The following is a 9,013-nucleotide window of genomic DNA, read 5'->3' as shown; positions in this document are numbered from 1 at the left end:
GTTGCAAAAGTGACCTGTGAGCGGAGAATGATGTTTTTCTGCATCGGCTCACGGCGAAGGTCAAGGTAGCGGTACTTCAATCGCAAGTCTTCGTTTGGAAGAACGATTGTGCCGTCCTTCTGGCGAACTTCCTCGATTGAGAAAGGCAATTCCTGTGAAGTCGTGAAGATTTCGATTTCTTTTGCTTCAACTTCGATTTCACCTGTTGCCATGTCTTTGTTTATGTCTTTATCGGCACGGGCAGCAACAACACCTTTTACCGCGATACAATATTCACTTTTGAGTGATGATGCGATTTTTTTAACTTCATCACTTGCACCATCTCCAACCATAACCTGCGTAATTCCGTAGCGGTCTCTCAAAGAAATAAAAACAAGGCCACCCAAATCTCGTGAGCGGCTGACCCATCCGTTCAATACAACTGTCTTACCAACATCGCCCTTGCGCAATTCACCACAAGTGACTGTTCTTTTTGAATTTTCCATGAGATTCATTTTAGTGAGATGTAAGATTTTGAGCAATAAATCAATCTTTGAAGTTGATTACTTATTTGACGCAAGATTCTCTGATGCGACAGCAAATGCGTCTTTTCTTGCTTTTGACTTTTGGTAAGACTATGGCACTTCATTGACACCATAGTCTTAAACACTTAACTTTTTTTAGTTATTTTTCTTTTTTTTAGTTTTGTATTGTTCATTGTAATAATCTTTTCGCACATATGCGGTAAATGTTCCGTTGTTGTAGGCGCCCTGATAGGTATAATCATAACAACAAGTTCTTAATGCTTCTGCATTTTTGCTTGTATTATTCATTTTTCCAAATTCTACGCATTCCGATTTGAGGTCATAACCATAACCAGTATTTTCGTACTGATCGTAATACCACATTGATTCTGTGTCCTCGAAAATTACATTTTCTAGATTTGTTCCATAAAATGCTTTACCATCTATAAACCATATGTTTTTAGGAATTGTAATACTTTTTAATTTTTCACAACCGTAAAAAAAGTAATTACTAAGCGATAAGTTATTTGAATTAGATTTAGGTAGTGTAACCTCGCTTAAATTTATACAGTAATCAAATGTGGAATCCCCTAATACTTCAACGCTGTCAGGAATTTTTACAGAAGTCAGTGATTGACATCGTGTAAATGCATTTCCATGAATTGTTTTTACTGAATTAGGAATCACTACAGTTTTGATATTTGTTCCTGCTAAACTCCAGTAATTGATTTCTTTTATGCTATCGGGGATGATTATATCGGTTAATTCTTTTCCGTTTAATAAGAATGAGTGAGCAGTAACATTATTATTATTGTAATTTATGCAAGCCACATAATTTGGATTTGTCCTATTATCAAAAGAAAACTTAATTTTGAGCCAATTTTCAAGAGAGCCATCGTATTCTACTGTAGAAAGCAAATTGCAGTTTTCAAAAACAGAGCTATCTATATAAGTCAGTGCATTGGAAAGTTTTATCTTTGAAAGATTTGTACAACCACTAAAAACATTCTTATAAATTGATGTTATAGAGTTTGGGAGAATGATGCTCAAAAGGTTTGTGCAATCGCTGAATGTTGCGCTTCGTTCAGAAGTGTTATTACTAGAGTATCCAAGTTCGGTAAGCCAGGAATTTGACATATCCAGAGAAACTAAGATATTTGGATATTTCCGTAATGCATCCTTGATTTTAGAGTCAGTGGTATCTACGGCTTCATACATTATAAGATTGGCTTTGTTTTCTCCTTTGGTGGAAATGGTTTTTAATGTTTCTTCAATGTTGTATGGTGTTACTGAATAACTACCATCTGAATTTTCAGAAACAGCCTTCGTATCAGTATTGAGCCATAAAGCATATAGTGTTATGTTTTCGTCTTTTGCATCCAATTTTATGTATTTCCCTGGTGAGAAAAGAGTTCCATCGCTTCCATCCGCTGTTTTACTCCATTTGTAAAAAAGATGGTTTTCAAATAAAGGCGTTTCTGTCAATAATTTTATTTCTGCCCAATTATGTTTTTCTGTTTGGCTTTGGGTTGATGTTTCTATATTTCCTCCATTTGCATCATATGTGATTGTAAAAGTCCATTCAGTTTTCTTTTCTTCCTTTTGATTGTTTTTTTCACTATCATCTGAAGCATCATTGTTACAACCAAGAATAAGCAAAATACCTAATAACAATGAACCGAATATAATTTTTGTTCTTTTCATAAAAGCCTCCTTAAGCTATTAAAGTATTCAATTACATTTACAATAAAAATGTAATTACATTTCATTATAAATGTAGATTACATGATAAGTCAAGTTGTAAAAACATATTCATGATATGTTTTCTATATGGCAGATACAGCACAGACTTTTAAGGACAGATTGGTTGAAGAAATGAATTATCAAGGAATCTCGAATAAAGAGTTTGCCTCAAAATTAGAAATCAATATAGGAACTCTCGGAATGTATCTTTACCGTGGTTCAATTCCATCTGCCGACATTGCCGTAAAAATGGCGAAACTTCTTAATACTTCTGTAGAATATCTTGTTTCGGGTCGGGATTCTTTCCAGCCTCTTTCAAAAGCAGGAAAAACAGGAACAAAAATGGAATTACAGAAAAAAGAAATCGTACATATTCTGGATATGTTCTCTCTAAATCAACTTACACAGTTTTTAGAAATTACAAAGGCATTTAAAAATGCCGTGATTCCTATAGAATAGTTAAAACTAAAAATAGTGCTGAATAGCGTTTCAAGCATATTCTGTCAAAAACATTGTATTATTTTTCAAAGTGCACTGATGCCGCGACAGCAAATGCATCTTTTCTTGCTTCAATCATGATTTTCATGTCTCGTGCAAGATTTGCGATTTTGAATTCCAAATCGCCGCTCTGAGCCGTTCCTGTGATTTCTCCTGGTCCCCGCAAGCGTAAATCTTCCTCAGCAATTTTAAATCCGTCGGTAGTTTGATGCAGGGCTTTCATTCGTTCAATTCCGGTCTCTGTAAGATTCGCCCGATAAATCAAAAAACAATAAGACTGGTCTTTTCCACGACCGACACGCCCGCGAAGCTGATGAAGTGCGGCAAGTCCAAATCTGTCCGCCTGTTCAATCACCATGCAAGTCGCGTTCGGAACATCAACTCCAACTTCAACAACAGTTGTCGCCACCAGAACCTGAATTTTATTCGCACGGAAATCTTCAAGAATCTGATTCTGAGCATCTTCGTCAATTTTTGAATGAATCAAAGCACATCTGAAATTCGGATAAACCTGCTGCTGCAGGAAAGTGAACATTTCTTCGGCGGATTTTAACGCTTCTTTCTGTTTGCCAAAATTATCAGTGCCGAATTCACCCTCATTTTCACTTGCAAATCCCGCTTCAATCGCAGGATAAACGAAATATGCCTGATGCCCTGCATTTAATTCTTTACGAACAGCTTCGTATGCATTTCTTTCATTTCCGGCTTTTGTCAGATAAGTGACGACCGGCTTTCTTCCCAAAGGCATTGTATGAATAGTCCGCACATCAAGGTCACCAAAAACAGTGAGTGCAAGAGTCTGAGGAATCGGAGTGGCACTCATCATAAGAAGATTTGGTTCACGGAAAGGCGGCTGGGCATATTTATCATTTGCCACAACACTAGTCCGGCCTTTGTCCAGAATTGCCGACCGTTGCATTACTCCAAAACGATGCTGCTCATCAATTACCGCAAGCGCAAGGTCATGATACTGCACATTTTTTGAAAAAAGGGCATGAGTTCCAATCACAAGATTGATTTCGCCTTTTTTTAATGCGTTAAGAAGATTTTCACGCCCCTTTGTCTTTATGTTCCCGGTCAGATAAGCCACATTCACGCCCAAAGATTCAAGCTGTTTTGCGGCATTTTCGGCATGCTGTCGGGCAAGCAATTCAGTTGGTGCCATCAAAGCCACCTGTCCGCCGTAATCAATCACGCGAAGTGAAGCGAAAAATGAGACAAGCGTTTTTCCTGAACCGACATCCCCCTGAAGAAGCGTACGCATAGAAAAATGAGGATAGGAGGGAGAAGTCTCTCCCTGCGCGCCCACTTCGTTGGTCGCTACCCTCTCTGCGGGGTAGGGAGCGACGGCGTTAGCCGACAAAACCTGTGAGACAGGTTTTGAGCGAGTCTCGGTGAAGGCTATGCCTGAACCGCGCCCCGCAACGCCCCCACAAAATCCGTAATTTCTGTCGATGTCATCATTCATCAGCTTGATTACGCTCATCTGGTCAGATGTGAGTTTATAAGGCAGTCGCTCCAAAAGCTGATTTTGCCTTGTCGAAAGAGATTTTTTGAATTCTTCTTCTGAAATCTGAATCTGCTGATTTTCACTGGTATTTATTTCTATTGAAGGAAGTTTGCCACGATGAGAAATTGACTGCTCGGCAAGCGTTTTTTGGAAAAGAAAAAGCTCTTCAAAAACAAGCGTGTTTCTTGCCCCTATTGCCTCGGAAAGCGTTTTCGGAAAATGAATCGAACGAAGTGCATCTTTCTTTGAAAGAAGATTTCGGTTCTGAATAATGCTTTCGGGAAGGTCATTTTCAAGTCCAAGCGAAAACTGATTGTAAGCCGCCTGAATCGTCTTGGAAAGGATTTTGTTCGTTAGCCCCTCTGTGAGCGGGTAAATAGGAAAAACACGGCTGTTTGGAACACTCATGCCGTCAAATTGCGAAAGGTCGCCGCCGTCAGTGATTTTTTCAAGCTCAAAGCTCGTAGACTGGTATTTTCCGTATTTGATTTCACATTTTGCAGTAAGCGCAACAATCTGTCCAACCGGATGCGTTTTTTCAAAGAAAGCCCTTCCGAACGCGGCAAGTTCCACGGTTCCAGTGCCATCGCTCGCAATCAGTTTGAGGGTCTTCATTCTGCCGTAACCAAACCACTCATGAGCAACAATCTGCGCAATCGTGTGGACCTTTCCAGTCTGCTTTTGAATAGATTCTGCGATACCGATTTTTTGAGTGCGGTCTTCGTAAGTACGCGGATAAAATTGAAGCAAATCCGAAATCGTAAAAATATTCAGCCGGGCAAATAAGGCCTGTTTTGCAGTGCCAATGCCAGGGAGAGTCGAAATGGAATTCTTCAATTCTGAAATATGCATAATCTAAAAATTACCTCCTGTAATTTTTAGATTTACGAGAAAATTCTGTTCACCTAAAGGCAAACAGAATTTTCTCTCTTTGCTTTTACCCTGCATCCATGCAGGGATGTATCTTTTAGATTGCTTCATTTTAAAACGGAATCATCGAAATCAGTGTTCCAAGAACCCGAATTACATATGAAATTACTACTGAGAACACAAGCAGCGTTATGAACGAAACAACAAGTGCTTTAACAAAGGAAATCGGGCGACCACCAAAGAAAAGCCCCGCAATTCTGAAAATCACTGGAGAAAGCGCACGGTCAAGTGCAGTCCAGATTGTATAAGAAGACTGGCCATCACCGACTATCAGATACGCAATCAGGCGGACAAGAAGAATCACTGCAACAAAGCCCAAAACTGAAGTGAGGATATTGCCAACGAGCATTACGAGCATCGCAAGAATCGTGCTCACGCGGAAAGAAGCTCCTGTTGCAAGGCTAGTGAAAAAAGCCTGTAATGCCATAAGGACACAAAGTGCGATGGCCGGCGTAAAATCAAAAGAAGAAAAACGCAAAAACCTGAACCTGCGGAACACATTCAGATACGGGTCGCACATCTGCCTTAAAACCAGTCCGAATTTTGAATATTCAGCTCCCGGAAACCACGAAAGCATGACACGGACAAAACAAAGAAGCGTATAAATAGAAACCAGTGATGAAAGAACTGAAAAAATTGATACCATATTGCCCTTACTTATTTTTTATTTTCAAGCCGTCTTTGAAAGCATTTCCGACGACTTCACCAATCACACGGTAAACATGGAATGAAGCATCATACATAATCGGCTGCAATTTACCCAAATCAATCTTGCCGTCTGTAAGAATTGACTCGTCTGCCTGCTGTGCAACAATCTTTCCTACAAGAACTTCTTTTTCTTCGTTCCATTCAATTACTTCACATTCGAGTGTAAGCGGATATTCTTCGATAATCGGAGCATTTACATGAGAGCTTTTGTGAACATGAACTCCGGCTTTTTCAATTTTATTGACATTGGCACCACTCTCAACGCCAAAATAGTCCGAAATTTCAACGGTATTTTTTGTTCCAAAGGCAACAGTGAAAGCACCGGTCTTTTTGAGATTTTCCGTAGTTTTGTGCTTTGCAAGGAACAGAGAAATCTGGCCGTAATCAGACTGAATTCCCCAGGCCGCATTCATTGCGTTTGGAACTCCATTTTCGTCGTAAGTTCCGATGATAAAAACGCCTTCCGGCACGATAACAGCATTTTTTGAATCAAATTCCATAAAAAATTCTCCAGATAAAGGATTTAGTTAAATATAATGCTTTCCTCGCGAAAAGACAAACTTTTTGCCAAATTGATGTGGTCATTTCGACAAACTCAATGACCGTGTGCAATCAAGTTATCAGACCATCCAAACATCTTTGACAAAAGACATTCCCTTCAAATCTTCTACGAATTCCTTTGTTGCCGGAGCCGTGAGTTGATTTGAAGCCTTTACGATGTAAGTGTCTTTATCAGTATCAAGATGGAAATAAACCGAACAACTTCCGCTTACCCCAAAAAGATATTCTTTAAGATTAAAAATCTGCTTTTCGTCCACGAATGATGATTCAAGCTGAATATGGATTTCCTCAATTGATTTTTCCTGCAAAACTTGGGGGTCTTCTATTGAATCAACCAGCATACTCGGTGCCTCGCGGCTTGAGTCAATCTTGCCCTTAAAAGCATAGATTTTATCGTTTTCGATTTTGCCCTTCATCTGCTCCCAAGTCTTAGGGAAGAATGTAAGGTCGAACGAACCGTTGTAATCCTGCAATTTGGCAAAGGCCATCTGATCGCCTTTTTTCGTGTTGATTGTACGCAATTCCATCAGCATACCGACAGCAGTATGAACCCGACCAGAATTCCTCAGCTGCCACGGATTTTTGCCGCCAGCAGCAAGCGCATCCTTTTCTGCCTTGTCGTTTTTTGCAACTCTGGCGATTGTAAGTGAATTGACGCTTGCCTTTTCGTAGGCTTTTTTATAATCATCAAGAGGATGCCCCGAAACATAACATCCTATGAGCTCTTTTTCCATGTTGAGTTTTTCGAGAGTTGAACAGTCTTCAACCGGCTCAAAAACAAAATCAGCATATTCTTTTTCGTCCGTGTCGCCAAACAAAGAAAGCTGGCCGTCATCAGCACCAAAAGCAATTTTTTCAGCATAAGCGTATGCACGGTCGAGGTTTGCAATCAAAGTCGGTCGATTCTGATCCAATTGGTCAAATCCACCGCACTTTATTAGAACTTCAACTGCCTTCTTATTGATTGCAGTCTGGCGCATAGATTTTCCTTCAGATTTTTCGTCATCATCAGGCAAATCTTTTACAGTGATTACCCGCGTTAAGAAATCCATAAAATCTTTGAACGGGCCATTAGCCTTGCGTTCTGCGACAATAGCCTTTGCAGCCCTGTCACCCATTCCCTTGATTCCCTTGAACGCAAAAACAATGTGGCCGTCAACAACATCGAAAATCGAATCTGAACGGTTCACATCCGGCGGATCAACAGGAATTCCAATTCGGCGTGCCTCTGCGATGTATGCGGGCAATCCGTCCGTTGAAGTAATTTCGTTCGTAAGGTTGGCCGCCATGAATTCAGCAGGCTTGTTCGCCTTTAGCCAGCCCGTTCTGTAAGCAAGAACGGAATATGCCGCCGCATGAGATTTGTTGAAACCGTAACCCGCGAACGGAATCATGATTTCGAAGATTTCATCAGCGTGTTCTTTTGTAAAGCCTTGTTTTACGGCACCTTCCTCAAACTCGACTTTTTTGCCCATCATGACTTCAGGCTTCTTTTTACCCATAGCACGACGGAGCATGTCAGCTCCACCAAGGGAGAATCCCGCAATTTTCTGCGAGACCTGCATAATCTGTTCCTGATAGACCATAACGCCGTAAGTTTCTTTAAGAATCGGCTCAAGACAAGGGTCAGGATAGTGAATAGTCTCAGGCTTCCATTTGCCGTTGATGTAGTCAGGAATACAATCCATTGGACCTGGGCGATAAAGAGCGTTCAACGCAACCAGATCTTCAAGTTTTTCCGGCTGGAACTGACGCAAAATCTTCTGCATACCCGGAGATTCAAACTGGAATACGGCAGCTGAGTCACCACGCTTAAACAGCTCGAATGTCTTTGGGTCAGTTTCGCTCACATTTGCACACAGGAAATCAGGTTCCCCAGGCTTTTTATGCTTGTTGATGATATTTTCTGCGTATCGAATCAAAGAAAGAGTTTTGAGACCAAGATAGTCAAATTTTACAAGACCGCACGGCTCAATAATATCCATCGTGTACTGAACGCCGACCTTGCCAGTCTTAGAATCCATGAAGACTGGCGCCCAGTTCGGCAATTCCGTGAGACCAATAACCATGCCCGAAGCGTGAAGACCTGTGTTTCGCTTACAGCCTTCAAGTTTTATCGCAAGGTCAAAGAGTTTTTCGTAACGCGGGTCATGGCGGAATTCTGCAAGCTGACCGCCATCCGGGAATTTTTCGTTAGGCGGCTCAAAGCAGTTTTTGAGTTTGGTCTTTAAGTTCTCGGAGACCTTTGATTTGAGCATGTTGACTTCGGAAAGCGGAATGCCCAAAGTGCGTCCGACATCGGCGATAACATTCTTTGGTTTTAAAGTACCGAATGTGACGATGTGACCGACCTTTTTGTCTCCATACAAGTCGCGTGTGTGCTGGATAATGTCCTGGCGATAGTCGAAGTCCATATCAACATCAAAGTCCGGCATTGAGACTCGCTCTGGATTCAAAAATCGTTCGAAAATCAGTTTGTAACGGAACGGATCGATGTCCGTAATAGTAAGACAGTAGGCAACGAGCGAACCCGCACCCGAACCTCGGCCAGGGCCTATCG

Annotated in this window: 7 protein-coding genes; 1 reads left to right on the top strand and 6 read right to left on the bottom strand. The window is 41.0% G+C overall.

Annotation, left to right across the window (positions count from 1 at the left end; genetic code table 11):
• A partial coding sequence (locus Q0Q74_RS13720; RefSeq protein ID WP_294431761.1) for an OB-fold nucleic acid binding domain-containing protein occupies positions 1 to 485 on the bottom strand: 485 nt, incomplete at its 3' end.
• Positions 486 to 659: 174 nt separating this feature from the next.
• Positions 660 to 2,207, bottom strand: a complete 1,548-nt coding sequence (locus Q0Q74_RS13715) for a leucine-rich repeat domain-containing protein (protein ID WP_294431760.1) — start codon at positions 2,205 to 2,207, stop codon at positions 660 to 662.
• Between the two features lie 126 nt (positions 2,208 to 2,333).
• On the opposite strand from Q0Q74_RS13715, the gene Q0Q74_RS13710 reads away from it, so the two are divergent.
• Positions 2,334 to 2,705 (top strand): helix-turn-helix domain-containing protein, encoded by a 372-nt coding sequence (locus Q0Q74_RS13710; RefSeq protein WP_294431759.1) that lies wholly within the window; start codon positions 2,334 to 2,336, stop codon positions 2,703 to 2,705.
• Positions 2,706 to 2,763: 58 nt separating this feature from the next.
• On the opposite strand, the gene Q0Q74_RS13705 is transcribed toward Q0Q74_RS13710, so the two are convergent.
• The 4 genes from Q0Q74_RS13705 to dnaE form a co-directional block, all read right to left on the bottom strand.
• Positions 2,764 to 5,106 carry an ATP-dependent DNA helicase RecG gene (locus Q0Q74_RS13705; RefSeq protein ID WP_294431758.1) on the bottom strand — a complete coding sequence of 781 codons (2,343 nt, stop codon included), beginning with the start codon at positions 5,104 to 5,106 and terminating at the stop codon, positions 2,764 to 2,766.
• 130 nt (positions 5,107 to 5,236) lie between these two features.
• Complete coding sequence (locus tag Q0Q74_RS13700) at positions 5,237 to 5,830, bottom strand: YggT family protein (protein ID WP_294431756.1); 594 nt, start codon at positions 5,828 to 5,830, stop codon at positions 5,237 to 5,239.
• A 7-nt stretch (positions 5,831 to 5,837) separates the two neighbouring features.
• On the bottom strand, positions 5,838 to 6,392 hold the full coding sequence (locus Q0Q74_RS13695; RefSeq protein ID WP_294431753.1) for a flavin reductase family protein: 555 nt from the start codon (positions 6,390 to 6,392) through the stop codon (positions 5,838 to 5,840).
• A 120-nt stretch (positions 6,393 to 6,512) separates the two neighbouring features.
• Positions 6,513 to 9,013 (bottom strand): DNA polymerase III subunit alpha (dnaE, locus tag Q0Q74_RS13690; protein WP_294431750.1); only part of this gene is annotated, 2,501 nt, incomplete at its 5' end.

Origin of the sequence: uncultured Treponema sp. (assembly GCF_946187725.1) — a bacterium.
Taxonomy (GTDB): domain Bacteria; phylum Spirochaetota; class Spirochaetia; order Treponematales; family Treponemataceae; genus Treponema_D.
Note: the sequence above shows the minus strand (reverse complement) of the source record. Positions and strands in the feature narration are given on the sequence as shown.

Excerpts from the sequence above, each read along its gene's own strand:
- Q0Q74_RS13715 (WP_294431760.1), bottom strand. The coding sequence starts at position 2,207 with ATGAAAAGAACAAAAATTATATTCGGTTCATTGTTATTAGGTATTTTG.
- Q0Q74_RS13710 (WP_294431759.1), top strand. The coding sequence starts at position 2,334 with ATGGCAGATACAGCACAGACTTTTAAGGACAGATTGGTTGAAGAAATG.
- Q0Q74_RS13705 (WP_294431758.1), bottom strand. The coding sequence starts at position 5,106 with ATGCATATTTCAGAATTGAAGAATTCCATTTCGACTCTCCCTGGCATT.
- Q0Q74_RS13700 (WP_294431756.1), bottom strand. The coding sequence starts at position 5,830 with ATGGTATCAATTTTTTCAGTTCTTTCATCACTGGTTTCTATTTATACG.
- Q0Q74_RS13695 (WP_294431753.1), bottom strand. The coding sequence starts at position 6,392 with ATGGAATTTGATTCAAAAAATGCTGTTATCGTGCCGGAAGGCGTTTTT.